Below are 24,674 nucleotides of genomic sequence, written 5' to 3'. Positions count from 1 at the left end.
GTCTGTACGACCCTGCGCGACGGTGACCCGGTGGGCGACGCATCCACGACGGCGAGATCATCGCACTCGGCGCGGCGTGTCGCGTAAACCGTGCTCCACGGCTACTTGGGCAGTCCCGCAGGACAACAATGCGGGACGCGAAATGGCGACATCGGTGCCTCTGGACATCAATCCCGAGAAACTCCTGCATTTGCTTTCGCCGGTAGGAATCGTGCTGGCAGTGCTGGCCCGGCTCTCGTCGGGCTCACGATGGTGCTCAGCGCGGTGGTCACGGTGATCGTGCCTCGAATCACTCAGCGGGTGACCCGCAGGTTCGGGAACGGGGCGAGCCTGGCTATCACCGCCGGGATGGCCTGTGCGGCGCTGTACTGTCCGCGTTGGGCGTGTTCGTGGGATGGGTCGTGCCGATGGTCGCCGGAGTCGCCATGGTCAGCGCCGCCTTCAGCCTCGGCCAGCCCTCCCTGTTCTCGGTCGTGAGCGATCTGGCCGTGATCAAGATCCGCGGTGTGGTCACGGGGTTCGCGACCCTCGGCTTCCTCACGTGCGGCAGCGCGTGCTCTGCTGTGCTCGGCGGCCTCACCTCCGTGGTCGGCGCCCACGGAGGCCTGATTGTCCTGGCGCTCGTATGCTGCGGCGGCCTCGCGCTGGCCCTATGGAGCCTCGGGCGAGAGCCAGGTACAGCAGCCGGTACATGCGCACGTGAGTGAACGCCCAGTTCTGTCCCAGCCGTCTCACCTGTGTCGCGAATCGGTGAACCGCGACCAGATCATCTCAGGCAGGTTCCGACAGCAGTCGGCTATGTCGAACGGCATTTCGTCGAGTGGCTGTTCTGTGCCGCCCTTGCCATTGACGGCGCTCCTGGGCAGCTCCTAGCGTACCTTCCGACAATAACGAAAGGCATTCGTTTATGTCGAACGCACCGCGTCGAGTCAATAGCGTAAGCAACGCGCTCCGCCTGCTCGCTCAGCTTGCCGATAGCCCGGACGGTCTCGGAGTGTCTGCGTTGGCGACCCGGCTGGAGCTCGGCAAGAGCACGGTGCATTTGCTGCTGGCGACACTGGCCGACCACGGATTCGTGGAACGGCTGGACACGGGTAGTTACCGGTTGGGCATCGCGGCCTTCGAGATCGGCTCCGCGGTGCCGGAGAGCACTCGCTTCGGGGGCGCGCTGGCGCCACCGATGCGGCGGCTCGCGGATCTTTCCGGTGAGGCGGTCTCGCTTGCCATCCACCGGGGCCGGGACGCGATCATCGTGCAGCGTTTCGAGAGTGCGAGCATCCTGCGCGCAGAGATCCGGATCGGTACCAGGATGCCCGTGCACAGTTGCGGTTCCGGCAAGGTCTTCCTGGCCGAGCTGGACCGCGACGAACTCGACGCGTTGTTCCCCACCGAGACCCTGCCTGCGGTGACCAGGTACACGACCCGCCGGAAGCCCGTGCTGTTGCGACAGCTGGCCGAGGTCCGAAGGCAGGGGTATGCCACCAATGACGAGGAGTACACCGACGAGGTGCGGGGGATCGCCACCGGGGTCAGGGATCGGCACGGTCGCGTAGCTGCCGCATTGAGTATCGCCGGGCCGAACCCCCGATTCCGGCCGTCGCAATGGCTGGGTGAGCTCACCGAGACCGCTGACCGTATGTCGAAGATTCTCGCGACCAGCGTCGCAAGTAAATGAACGGGCTTTTCCGCCCGCGAGGCCACATTGGCCGGTCAAGGAGTGTCCGTATGGATTGGTTCACCGACGTGATTCCGTTGCTGCTGATCGGGATCCTGCAGATGGCCCTGGCCTTCGTCATCGGCGCCTACCTGCTGCGCACGAAGCGTGAGCGGGGTGGTCGCCAATGAGTACAGTCGTCACGGGCTGCGTCGCCGTGTTCGCCGCCGTCGTCGTCTGGTCCGCTTGGCACGGCTACCGCAGAACCAGCGGGTCAGCAGACTTCTTCGTCGCGGGGCGGCAGGCGCCGTGGTGGTTGATCACCGGCTCGTTGATCGCCTCCACGGTGTCCGGTGCGACGTTCTTCGGACTGATCAGTTCCTATTACCGCATGGGCTTCTCCGTGCACTGGATCCCGCTCGGTGTGGCGTTCTCGTGGCTGGTGATCTGCTTCGCGGTCGGGCCCAGGTTGCGCAGGTACGGCCGATTCACCATCCCCGAGTACTTCGCCGGCCGGTTCAACTCGCCCGGGCTGCGCGTGGTGTTCGCGGGGGTCACGGTGCTGTGGATGGTGTTCTTGCTGGCGACAGTGCTGGTGCAGGGCGGCCTGCTGTTCGGTTCGCTGTGGAACTGGAACTACGGCACGTCGGTGGTCGTGATCACTGCCGTGGTGATCCTCTACACCTTCTTCGGTGGGCAGAAAGCCGTGCTGTACACGGACTTTGCGCAGGCGGCCGCGTTCCTGATCGCGGTGGTCGTGGTCGTGCCGACCACGATCGGTGCCGCAGGTGGATGGGGCGAGATCACCAGCACGGTCTCTGCAGATCAGCCTGGCTTCTTCGGGGTGACGGGCGGGGCGGTGAGCGTCCTCAACGTGATGGCCCTGTTCTTCGTGTGGTTCCTCGGTTACCTCGGCCATCCCGGCTTCCTCACTCGGTTCTACGCCGCACGTAGCGAGCGCGATGTGATCAAGACCGGGATCGCGGTTTCGGCCGTATATCTCCCGTTCTGGGCGTTGATCGGTTTCGCCGGGGCGGCGATGCGCAAGCTCTACCCGAACGTCGCGGACACCGAGACGGTGTGGGTCCGGTTCGTCGTCGAGCAGACGCCCTCGATCATCGCAGGCATCTTGTTCGCCGCCATCCTGGGGGCCATCTTGTCTTCGGCGGACACGTGGTTGCTCACCGCCGCGTCCTCGGGTACCCACGACCTGCTACGCAAGGTCAGCCGTACGGATTGGAGCGATCGGCAGTTGCTGAGCCGCACCAAGTACGTCGTCGTGCTGCTCGGGCTCGCCGCTCTCCCGTTCGGACTGTGGCGTCCGACCTACATCACCGAAATGATGACCATTGCGTACACGATCGCCGGCGCTTCCGGCGGCGTGCTCATCCTGTTCAGCCTGTACTGGCGGCGGACCACTCGACAGGCCGCATGGACCGGGTTGATCTTTGGCGCGGTGTCCGCGGTGGTCGGTCGCGTCGCGCAAAGCGCGGGGCTCACGCCGGAATGGTTCGACCCGATCCTGCCCACCTTGCTGGGCACTGCGCTGCTCCTGGTCGGGGTGTCGCTCGCGACCCCCACCGACGCGGCGGCGACGTCCGCATTCGACCGGTTGCGCACGCCGCAACCGGCGACCACGCCAACCCCTTCGGAGGAAACCGCATGACGGCAAGCGCCGGCGTCGATGTGGGGGGCACCTTCACCGACGTCACGATCGCCGATACGACGACCGGGCGGATCACGGTCGCGAAGGTACTCAGCACTGTCAACCAGGCTGACGGGCTGGTGCACGGGTTGCGCGAGGCGGGTGCCTCACTGGCGGAGCTCGACACGCTCGTGCACGGGACGACGGTTGCGACCAACGCCATCCTCGAACGGCGCGGGGCCACAGTCGCGCTGGTCACCACGGCCGGGTTCCGTGACGTGCTCGAACTACGCCGCAGGGACCGGCCGCACACCTACGGCCTGACCAGTGACTACCGCCCGCTGGCCCCCAGGGCGAACTGCCTCGAGGTCCACGAGCGGGTCGCAGCGGATGGCACCGTGCTGGTTCCGCTGGAACCAGAGGCGATCGATGGGCTCGCCGAGCGGATCGAGGCGCGTGGCTTCGAGGCCGTTGCCGTATGCCTACTGAACTCATATGCCAACGCCGAGCCCGAGCGGCGGCTTGGCGCGGCGCTCCGGGAGCGGCTGCCGCACGTCCCGATCTCGCTGTCGCACGAGCTTGCCGCGGAGGCCGGCGAGTTCGAGCGTGCGTCGACCGTCACGGTGAACGCCTACGTGCAGCCCAAGATGCGGGACTACCTCGGTAGCTTGCGCGAGCAGATGCGGGAGGGCGGCTTCTCGCACGAGGTCCAGGTGATGCAGTCCTCGGGTGGGTTGATGCCGGTGTCGAGGGCGATCCGCGAACCCGCCAGGACCGCGCTGTCGGGGCCCGCGGCCGGAACCGTGGCCGCCGCCGCCATCGCGGCCGCAGCAGGTCACCCGGACGTCATTTCCGCGGATATGGGGGGCACGTCGTTCGATGTCGCGCTGATTCCCGGCGGCACGCCCGCGGTAAGCACCCTGACCCAGCTCGACTTCGGGATCCCGCTCAAGTTGCCCATGATCGACATCCACACCATCGGCGCGGGCGGCGGCTCGATCGCGGCGGTGGACCGGGGCGGGGTGCTGCAGGTGGGACCGCGCAGCGCAGGCGCGAACCCCGGCCCGGCGTGCTACGGCCTCGGCGGCGAAGAACCCACGGTCACCGACGCGAATGTGGTGCTCGGGCGACTGCCGAGCGAGGCGTCGTTGGGCACTGAGGAGGGGCTGCGCCTGGATTTGAAGGCCGCGGAGCACGCCATCCGTGAGCGTGTTGGTGAGCCGCTGGGCCAGACGCCAGAGGAGGCCGCGCTGTCCATCATTGCGGTGGCCAACGCCAAGATGGCAGGCACGATCCGCAACGTGTCCGTCGACGCAGGCGCCGACCCCCGCAAGTTCGCACTCGTCGGCTTCGGTGGAGCCGGGCCGCTGCACGCCGTCGAGCTCGCAAGGGAGATCGGCTGCGCACACGTCGTGCTGCCGCCCAGGCCCGGGCTTGCCAGCGCACTGGGCTGCCTGGTCGCCGACGCCCGCGTCGACCTCACGCACCCCGTGGAGGACCTCGCGGAACGCCTCGACGCGGCCACGGTCGAACAGGTGCTCTCCAGGCACGCGCGGCGCGGCACGGGGCAGCTGCGCGCGGAAGGTCTCGCCGGCGAGGAGCTCACCGTGGCGCACTGGGCAGAGATGAGCTACCAGAAGCAACTGCACACGGTGCCCGTCGAGCTGGGCGACCGCGCAGACGGCTGGACGGAGGAGCGACTGACTGCCGCGTTCGTGGACGCCTACCGCGCCCACTACGGCGGGATGCCGCGTTCGGCGCCGGTGCGGCTGGCGAACCTGCGCACGACCGTGACCGCACGGCGGGACACCCCGCCGCTGACCGTGCCGGACGACACCGACCGTCGCGAGGGACGGCGGCGCGTCGTGTTCACCGGTGGCGCGTTCGACACACCGGTGCTGGGCCGGGGCGCCATCGCCGAGCAGAGCGCCAGGGAGGGTCCGCTCGTGGTCGACCAGTCGGACACGACGATCCTGATCCCGCCGGGCGCAAGCGTGCGCGCACACCCCTCCGGCTCGCTCGTGGTGGAGGTGCACACGTGACCACCGTCGACCCAACCACCCTCGCGGTCGTCCGCGGACGGCTAGAGCAACTCGTGGACGAGATGGACACCGTCTTCGAACGAATGGCGTTCTCCCCGGTCATCTCCGACGCGTTGGACCGCGCGAACGGCGTGTACCGGCCGGGAACCGGCAGCATGATCGTCCAGGGAGAGCGCGGGCTGCCGATCTTCGTGGGGGTCATGCAGTTCGCCGTACGCGCTGTGGCAGAGCACGTGGAGAGCCCTGCCGAGGGCGATGTGTACCTGCTCAACGACCCGTACCTCGGCGGAACACACATCATGGATGTCAAGATGGTGCGGCCGTTCTTCCACGAGGGAAAGCTGCTGTGCTTCCTCGCCAACACCGGGCACTGGCCGGACCTCGGTGGGCGAGTACCCGGCGGGTTCGCCGCGCAAGCCTCCGATGTGTACCAGGAAGGGCTGCGCCTGCCTCCCGTTCCCATCGTCTCCGGTGGTGTGCTGCGGCAGGACATCGTGGACATTCTGAAGTTCAACAGCCGCATCCCGGAGGACATCGAGGGCGACATCGACGCACAAGTGTCCGCGCTGCGCGTGGGGGAGCGGCGGTTGGCCGAGCTCCTCGACGAGTACGGCGTTGGGGTCATCGAGCAGTGCTGGGCCGAGCTGGAAGAGCGGGCGGCGCGCGAGATGCGCTCGTACCTTTCCGAACTGCCCGACGGCGACTACGAGTTCGTCGAGGAAATGGACAACGACGGCCTAGTCGACGAGCCGCTGGAGATCCGTGTGCGGGCGAGCGTGCGGGGCGACGAGATGACTGTCGACTTCAGCGGCAGCTCGCCACCGTGCCTCGGGCCGATGAACAGCGTCGAAGCCGCCACCGTGTCGTCGGCGGTGGTTGCGATCAAGCACATTTTTCCGGACATCGCGCTCAACAGCGGCATGTTCGAACCGCTGAACCTGGTCATCCCCGAGGACACGTTCCTCAACGCCGCCGTGCCCCGGCCCGTGGCCGGCTGTGCGGCAGAAACCTCGCAGCGCATCATCACGGCGGTGATGGGCGCGTTGGCACAGGCCGCGCCCGAGCGAGTTCCGGCGGGCAGCTGCGCCACGATCAACAACCTATCCATGGGCGGGCAGGACGAAGTGGGCGATCCGTACGTCATGTACGTGTTCCTCGGCGGAGGGTACGGCGGGAACCGCGCAGGCGACGGCCTCTCCAATGGATGCAGCCTGATGTCCAGCGCCCGCACACAGTCGATCGAGGTGACCGAGCAGCGGTACCCGGTGCGATTCAACCGTTATGCCCTGCGTGAGGGCTCGGCGGGCGCCGGTCGGTACCGGGGCGGATTCGGCGTGGATTACGAGTTCACCTTCACCGGCGGCATCGCCCGCGCCTCGCTGCTGGGAGACCAGGCTTGTAACGCCCCGCGCGGGGTCGCTGGTGGGTTGCCCGGCAGCGTGGCCGAGCCGTACTTCGTGCTCGGCGGTGAAAAGGTCGTACTGCCCATGCGGTCCAAAGGGGAGAACGTGGAACTGCGGCACGGCGACCGGGTCCGCCTGCGCACGCCAGGCGGCGGGGGCTGGGGGCCACCCGTCGATCGGCCGGATGCCGACATAGCCGCGGACGTGTGCGGTGGATACCTCACCGAAGCCGAGGTCGCACGCGATTACCAGGGGCGGCCTTCGTGACCGGCAGACTGTTCCCAGTCTCGGCGACCGAGCTGCCGCTGGTCGCCGGCGGTGACGGCGTGTACCTGCACGCCACCGACGGCACGCGATACCTGGACGGCAGCTCCGGCGCCGTCGCGGCGAACCTGGGGCACGGAGACTTGCGCATCGCCGAGGTGCTGGCCGAGCAGGCCCGAACAGTCGCTTTCGCGCACCGCACGCACTTCCGCTCCCGCCCGGCCGTGGAGCTGGCGGAGCTTGTCGGGGAGCACGCGCCCGGCGGGCTTTGCCGGTCGATCTTCAGCAGCAGCGGGTCGGAGGCGAACGAGCTCGCGCTCCGCCTCGCGCTGGCCTACTCGGCCGCGCGCGGGCATGCCGGCCGAGTCGATTTCGTGTCCCGCACGCTGAGCTACCACGGATCGACGCTCGGCGCGCTGTCGCTGACGGGCCAGGCGCGGCGCCGGGCTGGCGTCGAACCGCTGCTGCACGGCTTTCCCCGGTTGCACGCAGGTGATCCGTTCGATCCGTCGATCGAGGAGTTGCGGGCCGAGCTGGCTGGGCTCGACCCGCAGCGGGTCGCCGCTGTCGTCACCGAGCCCGTCGGCGGAGCGTCCAGCGGCGCGCTCGTCCCCCCACCTCGGTACTACGAGGTGCTGCGGTCGTGGTGTGACGAGCACGATGTGCTGTGGATCGCGGACGAGGTGATGTGCGGCTTCGGCCGGACCGGCCGCTGGTTCGCGACCGAGTACTGGAACGCCGTGCCGGACCTGCTCGTGTTCGGCAAGGGGATCAGCGGCGGGTACGGGCCGCTGGCGGGTGTGGTGGCCACCGAGCCGGTGACCGAGGCCGTGCTCGCCGAGCGGGGATACGTGAGTTTCGGGCATACCTACACCAACACCCCGCTCACTGCGGCCGTCGGCGTCGCGGTGATCCGCGAGATGGAGCGCCGCGGCCTCGTCGCGCACGCGGATGAGATGGGCCGGAAACTGGAGGCAGGTTTGCGGTCATTGGCCGAGCGACACCGCATCGTCTGGCAGTGCCGTGGGTTGGGGTTGTTGCGGGCATTGGAGCTGGGAGACGTACAGGCAGGCCAGCCATGGCCAAGCAAACTCCAGCTCACGCAACGGCTGCTCGCCGCTGCCCGCGACGTGGGACTACTGCTCTACCCCGCGGTACAGGGAGCCCGGAACGGCGCAGGCGACGGCGTCCTCGTCGCCCCGCCCTTGATCATCTCGCCGGCCGAGCTGGCCGAGTTGATAGAGAAGCTGGACATGGCACTCTCCCGAGTCGACCGCGAGCACTCGGCTGATCGTCCTGGTCGGTGAGGCACCATCCCACTAGCAGAGACTGTCTTTCGCCCGCGATGCTGGAGTGAGCTTGGTCTCTGACCCGGACACCTGCCCAGTGTTCGTGGGTGCGAGTTTGGGTGCGAACTGCGGTCGATCGTTGCCTCTGGAGTGGTTTCGCACCCAACGGTGAGCGACAAGTAACCAGGTAGAAGCCATGTTGGCCGCTGGTTGCGCGACTCATAATCCCTTGGCCGCGGGTTCGAGCTCCGCCCGGCCCACCGATCCGTGTTCGAACTGCGGATTCATGCTGAGTTCCTTTTGCGGGATAGGAATCCCTTGGTCGAAGGATATCTCTTCGCGTGGGCGTTGACCTGGTGGCTCTTGTCAGCTGCTCGGCGTATAGCGTCCGGATAGCAAGGGATTCGACACTTTGTCGAGCTGGTGTCGATCTGGTGTCGATCTGGGTTTGTGTCTGGCTCGGCGGGGCGCACCCGGGCTTGGGGTAGGCGCGGGTCGATCCCTGGCGGGAACTTTTGTTGCCAGTAGCACGTGTTGTGTGTACGTTTGTTCCCGTGGGTGTGGAAGATCTGGATCGTCTGCCGGTGTCGTTTAGCTATCGGGAGGCGCGCGCGTTGGGGGTGTCGAAGCGGCGGTTGTACCGGTGGCGGGATGAGGGTGTGCTGGAGGTGGTGGGGCGCGGGTTGTTTCGGCGGGCGGACGCGGCTGCTGCTGATCTGGATCTGGTCGAGATCGCGCGGCGGGCGCCGCAGGCGACGTTGTGTTTGACGTCGGCGCTGGTGCGCCATGGCCTCAGCGATGCCATTCCGGCGGTGCATGATGTGGCGGTGCCTCGGGGGCGCCGTACGCCGGTGGTGGTGGCTCCGGTGGCCTGGCATCGGTTCGCTCCGGCGACGTTCGAGGTGGGTCGGGAGTTGATGTCGGTGGACGAGCACACCCAGATTGGACTCTACAGCGGAGAGCGCAGCATCGTTGACGCGTTTCGGCTGGTAGCAGATCAGGGGCCGGAGCTGGGGAATGAGGCGCTGCGGCGGTGGTTGCGTGCTGGTGGAAAGCCGGCCGAGTTGCTGGAGATCGGCGCGTGGTTTCCGCGGGCGCTTCCCCGGCTGCGCTCTGCGCTGGAGGTGCTGCTGTGACGACTCGGCGCCCGACCCGGGCCGACCGTGCCGGACAGGCTTATCTGGAGCTGCGCCGGAAAGCACGTGGGGACGGGCGCGCGACTGATGAGTATCTGCGTTTGTATGTGTTGGAAGGGTTTCTGGCGCGCTTGGCGGTGAGTCGGCAGCGAGAGAATCTGGTGCTCAAGGGTGGTGTGCTGCTGGCTGCGTATGCGATTCGGCGGCCCACCGCCGACGTGGATATCGCTGCGCGGCGACTGCCGGGTGAGCTCGAGGACGTGCGAGACTTGGTGGCGGCGGTCGCCGCGCACAAGCTCGATGACGGGATCGAATTCGACACGGCGAGCGTGAGCGCGGAACAGATCCGTGACGAGGACGAGTATGCGGGCATCCGCGTGAGCTTGACGGCCCGGCTGGCCAGCGCGGTGGTGAGGTTCCACGTCGATGTGAACATCGGTGATCCCATCTACCCACAACCGGCCGAGGTCCGCCTTCCTCGGCTGCTGGGCGGTGAGATTGTGCTGCGCGGCTACCCGCTAGAGATGGTGCTTGCCGAGAAGCTGGTCACCGCCCTGGAACGGGCCACCGTCAACACGCGCTGGCGCGACTTCGCCGACATATACCTGTTGGCCAGCGGCCACGCTGTCTCAGCAGAGGTGTTGTACAAGGCCGTGCGCAAGGTAGCCGACCATCGCCGGGTGTCCCTTCGGCCGCTCAGCGACGTGCTGGACGGCTACGGCCGGATTGGGCAGTCACGGTGGGCCGCGTGGCGTCGCAAGCAAGCGCTCGAGCGCCTGCTGCCCGAACAGTTCACCGACGTTCTCGCCCTCGTCATACGGTTCGCTGACCCGGCACTCGGCTCCCTGTCAGGCGTCACTGGCCAATCCTGGCAGCGAGACTCGCTAGCCTGGGGACCAGGATGATCACCGCACGCACACACGTTCGGCTACGACGACCGCGGCAACCTGGTCTCCGCCACTGGCCCTTCCAGTGACTCGAGCTTCGCTACGTGTCGCAGAAGCACGAGCTCACCGAGCTGCGCGACACCGACGGCGACGAGGTCGCCGACGAGCAACGGATCGTCGCGACCTGGCCGTTCGGCGGGAACTTCCACGAGTTCGCGTTCGGCCTGCTGTACCGGGGGCGGGCACTTCTACCTGAACCTGTCGGTCGCCATCGACTATGGCGGCACGACGACCAACCCGCAGCCCGCGCCCAACCGCGGCACCACCATCAAGGTCGACGGGCGGACGGGCGAGGTCGAGTACACCGCGGGCGGCCCGCGCACGCCGCACGGCATCGGCTGGGGCCCCGGCAACAACCTCTTCGTGACCGACAACCAGGGCGGCGGGTTGCCCGCGTCGAAGCTCGTGCACGTCAAGCAGGACTGACAAGCCCCGTTACCAAGCCCGATGCTGTGGCTGCCGCAGAACGAGATCGCGAGCTCGCCGTTCATGCCGGTGCTGCTGCAGTCCGGGCTGTCCCAGGGGCAGATGATGATCGATGATGTCACCTACGGCGGGCTGCAGCGCGCGTACCTCGAGAAGGTGCACGGTGATTACCAGGGGCGTGGTGTTCAGGCACACGCCGGGTCTCGAGTCCGGCATCACGGAGATCACCATCGGGCCGGCCGAACGCCCCCCGCAAGCCGACAATGTCGAGATCTCGTCGACGTTTACCACGCGGGTCTTCCTCGTGTGCGGGACCGTGCCACCGTGGTTGCGGCGAGGGCTGCGATGGTCAATTCCCGCGTTGGCACCAATCAGTCGAGGAGCCGTGGTGCGCGATACTGGCACACCAACCCCAGAGGGGAGGCGAACCCGCACGACGTGGGCTGCGGTACGGCAATGAGTCCGACGGTGCGGGTCCGACCCCGACTTTCGCCGAAAGTAAACGAGCTGTCGACTCCAGTGCATACCGGGTGGTCAACGCTCGATAGGAGTCGACAGTGTTGCGGCAAATGTTGCTCTGTATGGCGGTGTTGTGGTTGATCTGACGCGACGACACGCCCGTAACGGGCGGTCTGCAAGTTTCCAACCTCGTATCCTGGCGGGTCTTATCGACTGCTTGTCTGGTGAGATTTCTGTGCCTGCCGGGCTGACGGCTCATTTGGTGGTATGGAGGGCAGGAGCAGGGTCGGCTTCTTACGTTGTGCGGTTAGAGTGATACTCGTCTTGCCGTTTCGGCCTATCGCACCTTGGCGATCTTGGCTTGCTTGAGTTGTCCTTCTACTTTGGGTGTGTTGGGGGAGGGGCAGTCAAGACTTATGTGTGGTGTCCGTATTGTCACGGTTTGAACACCGGACTAACCGTGGCGCTTGGTTGACGGATACGTTGCGTCGGGCGCATTCGGGATTGATCTAGAATTCCGTCCTCATTCCGGCTGCGAGTACATCCTTTTGTTTTCGGGCGAGCGTGCCAATGCGTTCGTGCTTCTGTGCTGGGTGGGTTGGGGCATGGTGCGCCGTTCCGCATCGGGTTCGTCTCGGATGTTGACGTTGCTGCTGGTGCTGGCGGTGACCGCGGGTTTGGTGGCGGCGACACCGTGGCTTGGGGGAGCAGGCCCAGCAGGGGAGGATTCCCGAGCAGGGGTGGGGTTCGGCTGCCGGGCGGGGCCATGCGGTGTCCGCTGCGACGACGAACGCGAAGACCGACGCGGGCCGCCATGATGCTGCTCCGGCCAAGGGCGGGTTGGGCCCGGATGAGCGCGGTCCGGCTCCGGGGCTGGTGGTTCCGCCGGTTGAGCGGCCGTCTGTCGCGGTCGGCAAAGCCCGAGCGCCGCGTGCGGTGAAGGGATTCGATTCGGCTACGAGTCGGGAACTGCCAGCTGAGGGAGCGGTTGACCGGCAGGTGTTCGCGAACGCGGACGGAACGCGGACGTTGCGGGCGTTCCAGGGGCGGCAGTTTTTCCGTGACGGGGATGGCGATTGGAAGCGGGTTGATTCTTCGCTGGTGGCCGACGGGCGGGCGTGGCGGACGAAAGCGGAGCCCGAGCCTAAGCGTTTCGCCGCTGTCGCGGATGCGGAGCAGTTGGTATCGGTGGAGCTGGGTGGTGGGAGGTCGTTCGGCTTTGGGCTGGCGTCGGCGAACCCGGTCGTGGGAGAGGTGTCCGATGATGCGGTGACTTACCCGGAGGTGCGTACCGAGGCGGATCTGCATGTCCAGGCGACACCTGCCGGAGCCATGGAGACGATCATCCTGAAGTCGGTGGCTGCGCCGACCGAATGGGAGTTCCCACTGCGGTTGCGCGGCCTGACGGCGTCGATGGACGAGGGCTCGGTGGTGCTCACGGAAGTCGAGGGCACAGGGCAAGCGACGATCCCGCCGGGATTCATGGAGGACTCAAACGTCGATCCGCTCTCTGGTGAGAGCGTGCGTTCGTACGGCGTGACGTACGAGCTCGCTGGCGACAGGGCGAATCCCGTGCTGCGGGTGCACGCGGACGAGCTTGGCTCGCGGATCCGGAGCGCGTGTTCCCGGTGAAGGTTGATCCCACGGTCACCAAGAACACCAACGGTTCTACGTTCGTGCAGTCGCCGTTCAACGCCGACAATTCCGGCGATCCGAACCTGAGCGTGGGTACGTACAACGGAGGCGGGAACAAGGCAGCCGCGTACCTGAAGTTCGACTCGATCTCCTCGCAGCTGGCCGGCAACCACATCCTCGATGCTCATCTGAAGATGTACGAGACCTGGTCGTACTCCTGCAGCCCGCGTGACGTCTTCATCCACAAGGTCACGCAGCCGTGGTCGGTGAGTGGCGCGAAGACGTACCCGGGGCCGAACTACGGCGCCTTGATCAGACGGGTGGGCTTCGCTTACGGACACGACAGTGGGTGTAGTTCCCGCTGGGTGAGCATGCATCTCGGCAACGTCGGTCGGGACATGGTGCACGGCTGGACGCATGGCGCGGCCAACTACGGGATCACAGTACGGGCGTCGAACACGGAGGTACGGAGTCGATGGAGTTTAGTCATGAACCGGTCCCGCGTCGACATGGCGGAACGGGTTTCGTGCCGAGATGGCCTCAAGACCATGCAGAGCGCGATCCATACAGACATCTAGGGTATTGAAATGACCGAATCGTTGTCAGACCTATTCGCCACCGCGCAAAGCCCCGTTGTTGAATGGAATGGAGAACAGATACTCGCTCTCTACGAGTTCGACCGGATTCCAGACATGATTACTGTCGATTTGTTGGCCGCGAAGAAGTATCCAGTTCAGGGTCTTAAAATGAAGATCCATAACGGCTTGTTGAAGGTTAACGACGTCGAATCTCGCGATCTCGTGTTGTGGCGCGATACCAGGCCCGACCAGGTAGCCGTTCGTATCACGAAATCGGGCGCGCGGACGTCTTTGAAATTTTGGAATGTCTGGCGCGGTGGCCTTGGGGTGACACAGGCTTGGCTAGGCAACTCAGCGATGCGGGTCCGCAGAGGCGATACCGGAGATGTCTTGCTTGTGTCCTGCAGTGACGGCCAAGGTGACGCCGACTTCGACGATCTTCAAGTTCGTTTGACCGTCGGCTGATTGCCCTCGGGCAAAGACAGCCGCCAAGTCGTGCGGCCATACATGCGGCTGAATTGGTGTGAGTGCGCGGTCGTGCGGGTAAGGGGCGGGTCCAGGAGTTCGTTGGTTCTGCCGTGGTCGAGTGTGTCGATGAGTGCGTCGGTGCCCTGGATGGCTCGAGTTCGAGTCGGCAGGATGTAGTGGTATCAGCGCGAGCAGGTTGGTCCGGGTGCCGTCGCCGACGTCGATGATTCGGTTTCGGGCGGGACGTTGAGTATCGGGGATGACCACGCCTGCGAGCGGTGTTCCTGGTGCGTGCAGTGGGCGCCTGGGTGGCCAGTCGGCCGGCAGGCACAGCATCGGTTCCGCGTACGGGCTGAGCCCGTCCCCTGGAGCACTGTCACGGGCCGTCGCATTCCCGAGATGATGCGCGTGGTAGAGCGGCTCCGGGTGGGTTTGACACGTGGACGTGCACACCGACGAGGTGCGAGGCGATCTGGTGCAGGACGAACGCGACCGGCCCGAAGTGGGTCGCGATGTGCCGGTCGATGGCCTCGGCCGGTTCCTACCCGCTGCCCGGGCGCACAAACCCGTCGAGTATCGAGGGCCTTGGCCCCGGCGGTGAGGGACCAACGGCTCTCTGCCGTGCCTGGCAGATCGCCGATGCTGGGTTGCGGACAAGCTCGGAGGAGGCGATGGCAATGGCAGCGGAGACGTCGGGCCGCCCGTCGTGGGCAGCCCGGCTGGGCTGGCGCATCCGGCCTGGCCGCAACCCACTGGTGCGGGGCTGGGACCGCCTGGAGGGCCACCTGTTGCTGCTGGTAATCCTGGTGCCGCTGATGGTGTTGCCGTTCGCGGCCGCCCTCGGCTCGGAGACCTATGCCCGCGAGTCGAGGGTCGCCGCGACCGAGGCGAGCGAACGGCACGAGGCGCTGGCCGTGCTCGTCGCCGACGCACCGGCGACTCCGCTGTCGGCACACGGTGGCGCGAGCAGAGACGAGACCTCGGTGCTCGCCGAGTGGCGACTGCCGGACGGCACCCGGCGGACCGGGACGATCCGAGCCGAAGCCGGACTGCCCGCCGGCACCGAAGTGCCGATCTGGCTCGACGAGGACGGTGACGTCGTACTGGCGCCCCGGACGGCCACCACCGCGGCATGGGAGGGCGTCGCCGTGGCGGCAACCCTGTGGCTGGGCGCGGTCGCCATGTGTGCCATGGGCTTTTGGCTCGCCTGCAGGGCCCTGGACCGGCGCAGGTTCGGCCAATGGGAACGCGAATGGGAAGACATCGACCGCCAGCGCAGCGGTTTCTAGGGGACTGAGGAGAACACGACAATGCGAGCACGCGACGTCATGAGCACACCCGTCGTGACCATCACACCGCAGACGCCCGTCAAGGCCGCCGCGGAGACGCTGGCCGCGCGCGGCTTCACCGCACTGCCCGTGGTGGACGAGGACGGATGGCTGCTCGGGGTCGTCACGGAGGCCGACCTGGTACGCGACCGCTTTCCCCGCGACGCCCGGTCGTCGCCTGCCGGCGGCGACGCACGACCCGCGGCCGGCGCCCTGGTCGGGGACGTGATGACGGCACCGGCCGAAGCGGTAGGCGTGCGGCTCGACGTCGTGGACGTGGTGCGGCTGATGCTGGACCAGCACCTCCGCAGCCTGCCCGTTGTGGACGGTGATCGGGTGGTCGGCATCGTGAGCCGCCGTGACCTGGTCCGCACACTGGCCCGTAGCGACGAGGCGCTCGCCCGCGACATCCGGCATCGGCTCGCGATCTTCGGCGGGCCTGGCCGGTGGTCCGTCGACGTCGCCGGTGGCGAGGTGACGATCACCGACCGGTTCGGCAGCGAGACCGACCGCCACGTCGCGACGGTACTGGCCGAAAGCGTGCCCGGAGTGCTGCGCGCCCGGTGCGTCCGGGCCGCGCAGTGAACAAAGGCCGGTGGCCCGGCACTGCGGTCCGCCACCGCGCACCGCAGGCTGCGGGAGCCTGGACTTCCACGCGCTGCGCAGGCTCCTCAGCCACCTGCACAACCCGCTGGTCTACGTGCTGCTCGCCGCGGCGGGCATCTCCGCACTGCTCGGTGAGGGCGTCGATGCCGGTGTGATCGCCGGTGTCGTGCTGGTCAACATGCTCGTCGGCTACGTCCAGGAGTCCCGGGCTCAGCGGGCACTCGACGCGCTGGGCCGCATGGTCCCCACGGAGACGACGCTCGTGCGGGAAGGCATCGCTCGCCGCGTTCCCGTGGACCAGCTCGTGCCCGGCGACGTGGTCAGGGTCGCCGCGGGAGACCGCGTGCCCGCCGACGCCCGGCTCACCGACGCATGCACACTCGAGGTCGACGAGTCCGCGCTGACCGGCGAGTCGGTGGCCGGAGCAAGTCCGCCGCCATCGCTTTCGCGACGCCGCTGACGGACCGGACGAATACGCTCTACTTGGGCACGCTCGTGACCAAGGGTTCGGGCAGCCTGGCGGTGACCGCCATCGGAGCGCACCCAGCTGGGGAGATCCAGCGGCTCGTCGCCGCCGAACTGGAGCCCACGCCGCTGACCCGCAAGCTCGCCCGCTTCGCCCGCCTGCTGACCGTCGCGATCAGGCGGCCGCCGTGCTGACCGGCGCCGACCTTGAGCGACCGGACGGCGACCAGCTGGACGCGGCCGTCCGGGAGACCGCACTGTTCGCCAGGGTGTCACCGGAGCAGAAGCTTGCGACTGGTGCGGTAGCTGCTGCGCCCAATGGCACGTGGTGGCCATGACCGGAGACGTCGTGAACGACGCCCCGGCGTGACGCCCCCGGCGTTGCGCCAGGCCGACATCGGGGTGGCCGTGGGCCGCGGCGGCACCGCGCCGCCCGGCATGCCGCCGGCATGGTGCTCGTCGACGACCGGTTCGCCTCGATCGAGTCGGCCGTCGAGGAAGGGCGCGGCGGCTTCGACAACCTCCGTAAATTCCTCGCCTGCACGCTGCCAACTAACACCGGCGAAAGCACAGCCGTGCTGCTCGGGCTCACGCCGGCAGCACGTCCCGGCATCCGGTATCGGATCCGTCCTGGCCCGGGGCGGTATGGAGATGCACGACCGGGCCGTCGACCGTCCATCGCCAGGGCGCCGGGTTGCGCATCGACGGGGCGCGCACGGCCAGCGACAGTGCCGCGTCCATGGTGGCGCGGTCGGGAGAGTGTCCGTGCGCTCCATCAGAGTCGCACCGCACGCCGGGACGCGAGCAGGGCCTGAAGCCACGGCCTTCGGGACCTTCGTTTCTGCCTGCGGGCAGTCACGGTGGCGCATCGTCGACTCATACGGACAACCCTGTGAGGAGGTGGCTTCCGTGACGACCGCGAACCGATATCCGGTCCGGGTCGAGGCGACTCTCGACCCAGCGCTGTCTCGCTGGTTGTGGCTGGTGAACCGGTACGGTCCGGTCGACCGCCGACGGGCTGGTGCACAAGAGCCCGTGTGCGGCGGGGTGGCACTGGGCGTGCCGGACGAGCTGCGCGCGACGTTCGCCGGGTGCCGGTAGGGACGGCGCTGGCGCTCACCGCCGAGGCCGCCGCGGACTGGTTGATCCAGGGCCTGCGCGCGTCGGCCGACCCAGTCGCGACGCTGCCGGCGGACTCGGTGCAGGACGTTCTGGTGCGGGTGGGAGTGCTCGCCGACCTCGTGCCCGGCGTCGCCGAGCTCGACCTCAAGGCGCTCGTCGTCACCGGCGACGGGTGCGTGGTACTCGTCGCGAGGGTTCACGTCCGCTCCGTCCCGATGCGTGACCTGTATTTGCGCTACCTCAAGAACTAATCACCCAGCGCTCCGGGCCGCGTCGAGCATGACGCGCCGTTCCGCCGAGGCGATGGCGGCATGCGCCGCGGTGACGGCGTCGGCGTTCACGGAGATCGATGTGATGCCGAGCCGTACGAGGTGTTCGGCGAACTCCGGCTTCGTTGATGGCGCCTGCCCGCACAGCGATGAGGTGAGGCCTGTGTCGTGGCAGCTGTTGACGATGCGGGCGATCGCGTCGAGGACGGCGGGGTCGGACTCGTCGAACAATGGTGCGCAAACCTGGGAGTCGCGGTCGACGCCGAGCATGAGCTGGGTCAGGTCGTTGCTGCCGATGGACACGCCGTCGATGCCCAGGTGGGCGTACTCGCCGATCCAGTAGACCACCGACGGCACCTCGGCCATGATCCACCGGTGTAGCCCGCGCTGGCGGCCGAGTGGACTCGCGTCGATCAGCTCGAGACAGGCGTCGAGCTCCCATTTCGTGCGCACGAACGGCAGCATGACGTGCAGGTTCGGGGTGCGCTCCCTCGCGATGGCCAGCGCCCGCAGTTCCAGCTGGAACAGTTCGGGGTCGTCGACGTAGCGGTAGCAACCCCGGTAGCCGATCATCGGGTTGTCCTCGGCGGCCTCGAAGTTCTTGCCGCCGGCCAGCCGCCGGAACTCGTTCGTGCGGAAGTCGATCGTGCGGTAGACGACGGGCCGCGGCGCGAACGCGGTCCCGATGCGAACCAGCGCCGCGGACATCGCTTCCACGAACGGCTTCGGGCCCGGTTCGGCGAGGAACGCTTGCGGGTGCCGCCCGCCGAGCGCCTCGGTGAGCATGAACTCGGCGCGCAGCAGCCCGACACCGTCGACGGGGAGCGCGGCCGTGCGCTCGGCCTGTTCGGGTAGCCCGAGGTTGACATAGAGGCGGGTGCCGAGCGGCTCGGCCACCGGAGCCGGTGCGGGGGCCTGTGGCTGTGTGGTGGTGGCGGGGCGTGTGGCGCCCGTGGTGACCGTCCCTGCGGCGCCGTCGACGGTGACGAGCCGGCCCTCGTGCAGGTCGCGGGTGGCTGATCGGGTACCGACGACACACGGAAGGCCGAGTTCCCTGGCGACGATCGCGGCGTGGCAGGTCATGCCGCCCTGGTCGGTGACGAGCGCCGCGGCTCGCCGGATCGCTGGTACCCAGTCGGGTGCGGTCATCTCGGCGACCAGGACGTCGCCGGGGCGGAGCTGATCGCTGTCGCCAGGTGAGTGAAGGATCCGCACGGCACCCGAAGCCACCCCGGGAGCGGCGGGCAGTCCCCTGAGCACGATCTCGTCGGCTCGCTCCTCGGTGAGGGTCGTGATCGGGCGGGTCTGCACCAGCCAGGTGTCCTTGTCCGACATCGCCCATTCGATGTCCTGTGGCACGCCGAAGTGGCGTTCGACGCGGACGGCGAGGTGGGCGAGCGCGGTGGTCTCCTCCGGCCGCAGCACCGGCGGTTGTTCGCCGCCGGTCAGCTCGACGCGCCGATCGCCGCCACGATCGGCCCGCACCAGCTCGTAGGCCTGCCGGCCCTGCCTGGCGTCCAGCAGGTTCCCCTGCTTGTCCAGCACGTAGGTGTCCGGTTCGACGGACCCGCTGACGAGCACCTCGCCCTGGCCGAGCACCGCCTCGATGACGATCTTGTCGCGATCACCGGTCGGCGGGTCGGCGGTGAAGATCACGCCGGAGCGCTCGGCGTCGACCATGCGCTGGACCACGACAGCGATCGCGGGCTCGCCGGTGACGTCCCGCTCGCCGCGGTAGGCCAGGGACCGCTCGGCGAACAGCGACTCCCAGCACGCCAGGACACTCGAGACGACCGCGTCATCGCCTATGACGTTGGTGAAGCTGCGGTTCATCCCGGCGAACGAGGCGTGCGGGGAGTCCTCGGCCGTCGCCGACGATCGCACCGCGACCGGGACATCCTCGCCGAGCCGCGCGTAGGCCCCCAGCACCTCGTCCGCGATCGCCGGCGCGACGCCGGCCTTGTGGACGAGTGCGCGCAACCGTTCGGAGACCGCGGGGCCAGCCGGCTCCGTGGCGGCGTGCCGTAGCTCGCCTCGCACCCCGGCCGCCTCCATCGAGGCGAGGTAGGCGGGCGCGGTGACGACGAAACCCGGTGGTACCGGAAGGCCCGCAGCGGTCAGCTCGCCGAGATTGGCGCCTTTCCCGCCGGCCAGCGCGGTGTCGCGGGCGGTCAGCTCGGGCAGGGGGACGATATGTCTCGGCATGGAGAGCCTCCGATCGTCGGGTGTACTCAGAGTCGTCGGGTGTAGTCAGAGCAGCCAGCGGTTGTGCCCGACAACCGGGATCTGCGCCCATTGCCTGCCGAAACCCCAGGTGTTGCCGGCGTAGCAGGCGGCGAGGGCGATCAGCACGAGCGCATAGATGATGTGGTAGTCGATGATCGGGTTGGTCGCCATCGACGGCTCGCCGTTCTCGGCGAAGCGGTCCAGCGGCCATTCCGCGGCCCACATCAGCAGCATCATCGCGGTGCCGGTGACGGCCGCGATGCGCAGGCCGACACCCGCTAGCACGGCGAGGCCGATGGCGAGCAGCCCGATNGGTCCAGCGGCCATTCCGCGGCCCACATCAGCAGCATCATCGCGGTGCCGGTGACGGCCGCGATGCGCAGGCCGACACCCGCTAGCACGGCGAGGCCGATGGCGAGCAGCCCGATCATGAACAGCCAGTCGGCCCAGCCCGCGCCCGCCCACGACCGCAGCGTCTCGGAGAACGGTCCGACATTGACCCCACTCAGGAATCCTTCGGTGGGGGAGCCGCCGTTGATCCAGGCCCTGTCCGATGCGGTCGCGTAACCCCAGCCGAACGTCTTGTCCAGGAACGCCCACAGGAACACCAGTCCGGTGGCGATGCGCAACACGGCGATCAGCTTGCCCGCTGTCGTCGTCATCACCGCACCGTGCGCCGGCGAAGTCTCCGCGGCGCTGCGCGGGGACAGCTGCATGGCTCGGTTGAGCCGAGCCTTGTCTTGAATGGACATTGTTCACTCCTTACCCGCGAAGGGTGGTGCTGTTCACCAGTCTTCGGCGGTGGCTGATGCGTGGCTTGGGCCGAAAGTCATCGGTGCGGGGCCCCGTTGGTCACCGGGCGGCGTCATCGCCGGGTAACCGCATCCGGCGTTCGGATGATCTCGCTGACGCCGAGCGTGTACACAACCTGCCGCGCCAGGCAGAGGCAGCCCTGCTCGTGTCCTTGGGGAGCCAAGGCCGAGGCGGCGTCAGCGGGATGCTGCCCGGCTCCACAGCCAACACACTCGTCTACGCCGCCCAGCGTACGGATGCTCATCGCGCGGAGAGGGTCGAAAGCCCCTTCACCTGGTGACAAGCGGCCACTGGCCGGACGGGGCCACACCGTCGATGCTGGACGTGCGACGACATCGGAAGCCGTCTCCGCGAGCGTTGGCGCGCTCCCTGACTCCGACGAGCGTCCCGAAGCTACGGTGACCGCGTCGTAAGCCCCCGCTGGAGGACGTCATGACAGCTGTTACGCGGAAGCATCGTCCATCATTGGCCGCTCGACGATTCGGCTACGTCGTCGCCGCATCGATCGGCGCGGCATTGCTCTTTCTGATCAACGTTCGCCCGGGCTGGGAGGTCCTGCCGTTCCTCACCGCGGACACCGGGCAGGTGCTCTGGCTCGTGAACGTCTCGATCACGGCGGGGATCGTCGTCAACCTGGTTTACCTGGCCTACGACGTCCAATGGTTCGCCTCGCTGGGCGGCTTGCTGATCACCGGCACTGGTCTCGCCTGTCTGCTGCGGATCTGGCAGTTGTTCCCGTTCGACTTCGGCGGCTCCTCGTTCGACTGGCCGATGGTGGTCCGTGTTGTGCTGATCGTGGCTATCGCCGGCTCCGCGATCGGCATCGTGGCCGGTGTCGTGTCTTTGGTACGCGACGTCGGTGGTAGGCGAACAGCAGGCGGATAACGCGGCCACCTTCCGGATGCGCCGCCGCAGTTATTCCGCACGCCGAGCGGTTTTCGTAGCCGGCGTGACCAAAGGCCCTTCGCCGCCGGAGCGTCACGCACGACCATCAAACCAGGCACGACGCAAGGAGGTCATGATGGACCACGTAACACGGTGGAAGGTCGATATCTACATCGACGAGCACGACGATCGGACGAGGGCCGAGGCCAGACTGTGGACGAGCGCTGGTACACAGCGCACCGGTATCGGCCATGCGCGCCGGAACCCGCGTGATCTCAACGTTCCGGAGATCGGTGACGAGCTGGCTGTCGCACGGGCGATGGCCGACCTTTCACACCAGCTGATCGAAGCGACCGCGGCGGATATCGAGGCCGTTACCCAGCTACCTGCTCGCCTGGCCGAATAACAAGGACAGTGCCGCGACACACAGGCGCAGATGCGCGATGCACGTTCTGCTTACCGGCCGTGCGCTGCCGCCAGACAGGTTTGAGGTCTGCTCGCCATCCCCCATTACTTCGTCGTCTGCGGGCACCAGGGTGCGGGCAGTTCAGTCATCCTTGGCATCAGCATCAGCATCAGCATCAGCTTCCGGCGCCATGGCTCGCAGCCAGGCGTGCACGATCTCGCCGAGCAACTCTTGTGGTGTCTCGGCGCCGATCAGCCCCTCGGCCAGTGGCCGGGTGAGCAAATGCACGACGATCGGGCCGGCCAGCAGTTGGATCGCCAGCACTGGGCGCATCTCCCGTAGGCGTCCGGCCTGCATCTGGTCGTTCAGGTAGCCGACCAGGTCGGGCAGTCCCCGCGCCATGCTGTGCCGCATGCCCTCTGCGGTGTCGGGGTCACCTTGCAGCAGTTCGAATACCATGCGCAGCAGCAGGCCGACCCGGTCATGCATGGCGTCGGCGATCGCTTGCGCAACGGCGGGCATGACGTCGTCCGGGTGACCGTTTGGCAGGGCGTCCAGGACGTCAGCTACCGGCTCCCACGGGGAAAACGCCCTGATCAACTCGCTGAACAACGCCGACTTGCCTGGGAAGAGTCGGTAGACGGTGGCGCGGGATACCCCGGCGGTCGCGGCGAGCTCGTCCATGGACAGCTCCGCCAGGCCGCCGCGGCCGACCTGCTCCAGTGCCGCGTCCAGAACCCGCTGCCGTGCGCTCAGCTCCTGCGCGCAGCCCGCTTCGCGCAGCAGCGCCGCACGGCTGCCGAATAGGCGGTACAGGGTGCGCACGGCGACGCCGGCCGCGGCGGCGAACTCGTCCATGGTGGGTTGTCGTTCGCCCGCGCAGACGTGTCGCGCCGCGGCTAGCACTTCGTCGCGTGACGTTTCCGAAGGCATGGCGCTATACTAGACGAGACATCTCATCTCATGCCGTGCCAGTGAGGAGTCGGGACATGGACGGCGCAGAGAACTATGGGACGGACCTCAACATCCGGCGGTATCCCCAGTGGGTGGTGGCCACGGCGGGTGGCGTGCTGATCGGCCTGTTGCTGCTGCGCCGGCGCACACTGCCGGGCGTTCGCTGGTATCGCGTGGTCTACTGGCTGGCCTACCGCCTGGGCCTGACGGTGTGGCAACGGCGCACCCCGCCCGCCGAGTTGGTCGCGCTGGTTGAAGGGCCGTCGGCGCCTCCGCCCGGCCATGCCCTCGATCTTGGTTGCGGTACCGGCACCGACACCATCTACCTGGCCACGCACGGTTGGAAGGTCACCGCGATCGACATGGTGCCCAAGGCGCTGGCCAGCGCACGCCGCAACGCGAGCGCCGCAGGCGTGGCGCCCCGCTTCATCGAAGGCGACGTTACGCGCCTGCGCGATTTCGGTGTCGGTGATGGCTACACCTTGGTAGTGGACTTCGGCTGCTTCCACACCCTGCCTGAGGACCGGAGACTCGCCTACGTCAGCAGCGTGTCCCAGGCGGCAGGGCCGAGAGCGACGCTGCTGCTGTACGGATTCAGCCGGCCGCCCAAGGCCGCCCCCATGCATGCAGGCGTCACTGTCGACGAGGTCCGGCACCGCTTCAGCCAGGACGGCTGGGAACTCGTGAGCGCCGAGCGCGCCTCCGCCGCGACGCTGGGGATCGGCGTGCGCCGGGCCGACGAGCGATTCGAGCTGTCGGTCTTCCAGCTCGAACGCCTGTCCAGCTGACAGCACGTGCCGGACCGCTACGCCTCGAACGAAGCAGTCCATCCTTACCGCGCCACAGCCGCAGCCACACGAGCCCGCCGCAGCCTGTCGTCCGCGTTGCTGGTCACCGCTCGTGAGTGTTTAGCAGGGTTAGAACCCGGCGCAACACTCACGACCTGTAGCCGCACATCCGACACCCAGACTCACCGGTCGATCGGAATCGTCACCTCGGTGCGGTACTCGCTCGTCGGCCGGTCCTCACCGGGGCCGGTGAGGTAGAACTCGGTCGGTGGCCCTGCCGCTCGGCATGAGTTGCTGGCCATCCATTGCTCGAGAGCCTGGTACGCCTCCCCAAGATTGTCGTACCGTCCTGAATGAACTGTGCTCGCGCATCGTGCCGCCGGTAGTTCCAACACCTCGATCTCATCCAGTCGCGCCGCGCCTTTCGTGGCCGGACACGGGGGATCCGGATCTCGACGTCTACTTCGGCGTCGGCGAAGTCGCCGGGATAGCTGACCTCGGGCGGTTCCGCGGGAGATACCCGTGCCTGCCGGCTTCCGTGCACAACCTCGACAGGGAGACTCCGATGACGTCACCGAGCCGGTCCGGGGTGGTCGTCTGCCGCAGCGCGAGTACGGTCCTGGGTACGATCTCTCTAACACGCACGTCGTAGTTCATGGTGTGCACTCCATCCCGAAAGGCTTCGTAGCTTCAGATCCAGTTCGAAGCGGTACGCGTTTCATGACGGGGCCGGAAGCCACGCGTATCGGGGACTTGCGTCCCTTTCCACGGCGGGGGCCGGCGGGGAGTGTGTGCTGATGGGCAGAATCCGAAGCAAAGCCACCTGGCGGCCGACCGACCAAGGCGGGCGTCGGCGGCCGTGGCTC

25 protein-coding genes and 1 pseudogene are annotated in these 24,674 nt (G+C 67.6%); 20 read left to right on the top strand and 6 right to left on the bottom strand.

What is annotated here, in order from left to right; all coding sequences use genetic code 11:
• Positions 1-377: 377 nt before the first annotated feature.
• From JAP66_RS22475 to JAP66_RS22440, 8 genes are all read left to right on the top strand, one after another.
• Positions 378-707, top strand: coding sequence for a hypothetical protein (locus JAP66_RS22475; RefSeq protein ID WP_199433792.1), 330 nt, complete (start codon positions 378-380; stop codon positions 705-707).
• Between the two features lie 200 nt (positions 708-907).
• Positions 908-1,675: an IclR family transcriptional regulator gene (locus tag JAP66_RS22470; RefSeq protein WP_199433791.1), complete on the top strand. Its 768-nt coding sequence runs from the start codon at positions 908-910 to the stop codon at positions 1,673-1,675.
• Between the two features lie 166 nt (positions 1,676-1,841).
• Positions 1,842-3,320, top strand: coding sequence for a sodium:solute symporter family protein (locus tag JAP66_RS22465; protein ID WP_199433790.1), 1,479 nt, complete (start codon positions 1,842-1,844; stop codon positions 3,318-3,320).
• Positions 3,317-5,341: a hydantoinase/oxoprolinase family protein gene (locus JAP66_RS22460; RefSeq protein WP_199433789.1), complete on the top strand. Its 2,025-nt coding sequence runs from the start codon at positions 3,317-3,319 to the stop codon at positions 5,339-5,341. Before JAP66_RS22465 ends, JAP66_RS22460 begins: the two co-directional genes overlap by 4 nt.
• Complete coding sequence (locus tag JAP66_RS22455) at positions 5,338-7,011, top strand: hydantoinase B/oxoprolinase family protein (protein ID WP_199433788.1); 1,674 nt, start codon at positions 5,338-5,340, stop codon at positions 7,009-7,011. The genes JAP66_RS22460 and JAP66_RS22455 overlap by 4 nt, the downstream gene beginning before the upstream one ends.
• Positions 7,008-8,315: an aminotransferase family protein gene (locus tag JAP66_RS22450; protein WP_199433787.1), complete on the top strand. Its 1,308-nt coding sequence runs from the start codon at positions 7,008-7,010 to the stop codon at positions 8,313-8,315. The genes JAP66_RS22455 and JAP66_RS22450 overlap by 4 nt, the downstream gene beginning before the upstream one ends.
• Positions 8,316-8,851: 536 nt before the next feature.
• Positions 8,852-9,433, top strand: coding sequence for a type IV toxin-antitoxin system AbiEi family antitoxin domain-containing protein (locus JAP66_RS22445; RefSeq protein WP_199433786.1), 582 nt, complete (start codon positions 8,852-8,854; stop codon positions 9,431-9,433).
• Complete coding sequence (locus JAP66_RS22440; RefSeq protein WP_199433785.1) at positions 9,430-10,338, top strand: nucleotidyl transferase AbiEii/AbiGii toxin family protein; 909 nt, start codon at positions 9,430-9,432, stop codon at positions 10,336-10,338. Before JAP66_RS22445 ends, JAP66_RS22440 begins: the two co-directional genes overlap by 4 nt.
• Positions 10,339-10,595: 257 nt before the next feature.
• On the opposite strand, the gene JAP66_RS33290 is transcribed toward JAP66_RS22440, so the two are convergent.
• Positions 10,596-10,928: a hypothetical protein gene (locus tag JAP66_RS33290; protein ID WP_199433784.1), complete on the bottom strand. Its 333-nt coding sequence runs from the start codon at positions 10,926-10,928 to the stop codon at positions 10,596-10,598.
• A gap of 1,336 nt (positions 10,929-12,264) precedes the next feature.
• Here JAP66_RS33290 and JAP66_RS22430 point away from each other — a divergent pair.
• From JAP66_RS22430 to JAP66_RS22400, 7 genes are all read left to right on the top strand, one after another.
• Positions 12,265-12,897: a hypothetical protein gene (locus tag JAP66_RS22430; RefSeq protein ID WP_199433783.1), complete on the top strand. Its 633-nt coding sequence runs from the start codon at positions 12,265-12,267 to the stop codon at positions 12,895-12,897.
• Complete coding sequence (locus JAP66_RS22425) at positions 12,885-13,478, top strand: DNRLRE domain-containing protein (RefSeq protein WP_199433782.1); 594 nt, start codon at positions 12,885-12,887, stop codon at positions 13,476-13,478. Before JAP66_RS22430 ends, JAP66_RS22425 begins: the two co-directional genes overlap by 13 nt.
• Before the next feature lie 9 nt (positions 13,479-13,487).
• On the top strand, positions 13,488-13,943 hold the full coding sequence (locus JAP66_RS22420; protein WP_199433781.1) for a hypothetical protein: 456 nt from the start codon (positions 13,488-13,490) through the stop codon (positions 13,941-13,943).
• Between the two features lie 680 nt (positions 13,944-14,623).
• Positions 14,624-15,235, top strand: a complete 612-nt coding sequence (locus tag JAP66_RS22415; protein WP_199433780.1) for an Rv1733c family protein — start codon at positions 14,624-14,626, stop codon at positions 15,233-15,235.
• Positions 15,236-15,256: 21 nt separating this feature from the next.
• On the top strand, positions 15,257-15,859 hold the full coding sequence (locus JAP66_RS22410) for a CBS domain-containing protein (RefSeq protein WP_199433779.1): 603 nt from the start codon (positions 15,257-15,259) through the stop codon (positions 15,857-15,859).
• 10 nt (positions 15,860-15,869) lie between these two features.
• Positions 15,870-16,340, top strand: a complete 471-nt coding sequence (locus tag JAP66_RS33015) for a P-type ATPase actuator domain-containing protein (RefSeq protein WP_199433778.1) — start codon at positions 15,870-15,872, stop codon at positions 16,338-16,340.
• Positions 16,341-16,363: 23 nt separating this feature from the next.
• On the top strand, positions 16,364-16,540 hold the full coding sequence (locus JAP66_RS22400) for a hypothetical protein (RefSeq protein WP_199433777.1): 177 nt from the start codon (positions 16,364-16,366) through the stop codon (positions 16,538-16,540).
• A 393-nt stretch (positions 16,541-16,933) separates the two neighbouring features.
• Here the strand turns inward: JAP66_RS22400 and JAP66_RS22395 are convergent, their stop codons facing one another.
• Complete coding sequence (locus tag JAP66_RS22395; RefSeq protein ID WP_199433776.1) at positions 16,934-17,086, bottom strand: hypothetical protein; 153 nt, start codon at positions 17,084-17,086, stop codon at positions 16,934-16,936.
• A 168-nt stretch (positions 17,087-17,254) separates the two neighbouring features.
• Here JAP66_RS22395 and JAP66_RS22390 point away from each other — a divergent pair, with 168 nt between their 5' ends.
• Positions 17,255-17,446, top strand: a complete 192-nt coding sequence (locus tag JAP66_RS22390) for a hypothetical protein (RefSeq protein WP_199433775.1) — start codon at positions 17,255-17,257, stop codon at positions 17,444-17,446.
• Complete coding sequence (locus JAP66_RS22385; RefSeq protein WP_199433774.1) at positions 17,437-17,718, top strand: hypothetical protein; 282 nt, start codon at positions 17,437-17,439, stop codon at positions 17,716-17,718. The genes JAP66_RS22390 and JAP66_RS22385 overlap by 10 nt, the downstream gene beginning before the upstream one ends.
• On the opposite strand, the gene ppsA is transcribed toward JAP66_RS22385, so the two are convergent.
• Positions 17,719-19,941 carry a phosphoenolpyruvate synthase gene (ppsA, locus tag JAP66_RS22380; protein WP_199433773.1) on the bottom strand — a complete coding sequence of 741 codons (2,223 nt, stop codon included), beginning with the start codon at positions 19,939-19,941 and terminating at the stop codon, positions 17,719-17,721.
• Between the two features lie 45 nt (positions 19,942-19,986).
• A pseudogene (locus JAP66_RS33285) lies at positions 19,987-20,714 on the bottom strand (hypothetical protein).
• Positions 20,715-21,240: 526 nt separating this feature from the next.
• On the opposite strand from JAP66_RS33285, the gene JAP66_RS22365 reads away from it, so the two are divergent.
• Both JAP66_RS22365 and JAP66_RS22360 read left to right on the top strand, forming a co-directional pair.
• Complete coding sequence (locus JAP66_RS22365) at positions 21,241-21,660, top strand: hypothetical protein (protein WP_199433771.1); 420 nt, start codon at positions 21,241-21,243, stop codon at positions 21,658-21,660.
• 136 nt (positions 21,661-21,796) lie between these two features.
• Positions 21,797-22,066 (top strand): DUF1876 domain-containing protein, encoded by a 270-nt coding sequence (locus JAP66_RS22360; RefSeq protein WP_199433826.1) that lies wholly within the window; start codon positions 21,797-21,799, stop codon positions 22,064-22,066.
• A 141-nt stretch (positions 22,067-22,207) separates the two neighbouring features.
• On the opposite strand, the gene JAP66_RS22355 is transcribed toward JAP66_RS22360, so the two are convergent.
• Positions 22,208-22,999, bottom strand: a complete 792-nt coding sequence (locus tag JAP66_RS22355; protein WP_199433770.1) for a TetR/AcrR family transcriptional regulator — start codon at positions 22,997-22,999, stop codon at positions 22,208-22,210.
• A 56-nt stretch (positions 23,000-23,055) separates the two neighbouring features.
• Here JAP66_RS22355 and JAP66_RS22350 point away from each other — a divergent pair, with 56 nt between their 5' ends.
• Complete coding sequence (locus tag JAP66_RS22350) at positions 23,056-23,808, top strand: class I SAM-dependent methyltransferase (protein WP_199433769.1); 753 nt, start codon at positions 23,056-23,058, stop codon at positions 23,806-23,808.
• A 182-nt stretch (positions 23,809-23,990) separates the two neighbouring features.
• Here JAP66_RS22350 and JAP66_RS22345 read toward each other — a convergent pair whose 3' ends face one another.
• Positions 23,991-24,203, bottom strand: coding sequence for a GyrI-like domain-containing protein (locus JAP66_RS22345; protein WP_199433768.1), 213 nt, complete (start codon positions 24,201-24,203; stop codon positions 23,991-23,993).
• Positions 24,204-24,674: the final 471 nt, after the last annotated feature.

The organism is Qaidamihabitans albus (assembly GCF_016464705.1).
Classification (GTDB): Bacteria; Actinomycetota; Actinomycetes; order Mycobacteriales; family Pseudonocardiaceae; genus Qaidamihabitans; species Qaidamihabitans albus.
The sequence above is the reverse complement of the archived record's forward strand: the minus strand, read 5'-3'. Positions and strand labels throughout refer to the sequence as shown.